Below are 1,132 nucleotides of genomic sequence, written 5' to 3'. Positions count from 1 at the left end.
GACACGATCATCACGTCGCCGTCGGCCGGCGCGTCGGGCGCGGTCATGCAGAGCCGCCACGGCGCAGCGGCGCGCGGCCAGTCGCCGAGCCGCGCGCGGATGCGTTCGGCCGCTTCGGCGAGCTCGTCCGCGGGCGGCCAGAAGGCGTCGGCAAAGCGCGCGCTCATGCGCCGCCTCCGTCCTGATGCCAGAACGGCATGCCGACGACCGGCGTGCTCGCGTGCGCGGTCTCGCGTGCGTCCATCGGGCCGGCGAGATACGCGGCGCGGCCGGCCTCGACGCCCTGCGCGAACGCGCGCGCCATGATTTCCGGGTGCGTCGCCTGCGACACGGCCGTATTCAGCAGCACGCCGTCGAAGCCCCACTCCATCACCTGACACGCGTGCGACGGCACGCCGAGCCCCGCGTCGACGATCAGCGGCACATCGGGCAGCCGCTCGCGCAGCACACGCAGGCCGTATGGATTGACGACGCCCTTGCCGGTGCCGATCGGCGCGCCCCACGGCATCAGCGCCTCGCAGCCGACGTCAAGCAGGCGGCGGCCGATCACCAGATCCTCGGTGCAGTACGGCAGCACCTTGAAGCCGTCCTTGATCAGTTGCGCGGCCGCCTCGATCAGCCCGACCGGATCCGGCTGCAGCGTGTAGTCGTCGCCGATCAGTTCGAGCTTGATCCAGTCGGTTTCGAATACTTCGCGCGCCATGTGCGCGGTGGTCACGGCCTCGGCGACGGTCTGGCAGCCGGCCGTGTTCGGCAGCAACGGCACCGCATGGCGCTTCAGCAGATCGAAGAAGCCGGCTTCGGCCGTGCCGCCCGTCATCTGGCGGCGCAGCGCGACCGTGACCATGCCCGGCCGCGACGCGGCGATCGAATCGGACAGCGACTGCAGCGACGGATAGCGCGACGTGCCGAGCAGCACGCGGCTTGCGAAGGTTTCGCCGTACAGCGTCAGCGCGTCGGCGGGGGTGAGGGACGTCATGTCGTTTTCCTGGAAGAGCGGGACGAACCGGCGGCGTTCAGCCGCCCGCGACGGGGTGCACGACGTCGAGCCGGTCGCCCGCCGCGAGCGTGCGCGCCGCGTGCTGCGTGCGCGCGACGAAGTTGCCGTTCACCGCGACCGCGTACGGCGGGG

2 protein-coding genes and 1 pseudogene are annotated in these 1,132 nt (G+C 71.7%); all 3 read right to left on the bottom strand.

The window, feature by feature from the left end; genetic code table 11:
• Positions 1-167: pseudogene (locus HMPREF3115_RS32680) on the bottom strand (thiamine phosphate synthase); the annotation flags it as partial.
• A complete protein-coding gene (locus HMPREF3115_RS21270) occupies positions 164-979 on the bottom strand; it encodes a thiazole synthase (RefSeq protein ID WP_006400597.1) in 816 nt (271 codons plus the stop codon). The pseudogene HMPREF3115_RS32680 and the gene HMPREF3115_RS21270, both read right to left, overlap by 4 nt.
• 37 nt (positions 980-1,016) lie before the next feature.
• Positions 1,017-1,132 (bottom strand): sulfur carrier protein ThiS (locus HMPREF3115_RS32675; protein ID WP_049018467.1); only part of this gene is annotated, 116 nt, incomplete at its 5' end.

Origin of the sequence: Burkholderia sp. HMSC10F09, from assembly GCF_001806955.1 — a bacterium.
Lineage (GTDB): Bacteria > Pseudomonadota > Gammaproteobacteria > Burkholderiales > Burkholderiaceae > Burkholderia > Burkholderia multivorans.
This window is presented reverse-complemented; position numbering and strand designations above follow the sequence as displayed.

Excerpts from the sequence above, each read along its gene's own strand:
- HMPREF3115_RS21270 (WP_006400597.1), bottom strand. The coding sequence starts at position 979 with ATGACGTCCCTCACCCCCGCCGACGCGCTGACGCTGTACGGCGAAACC.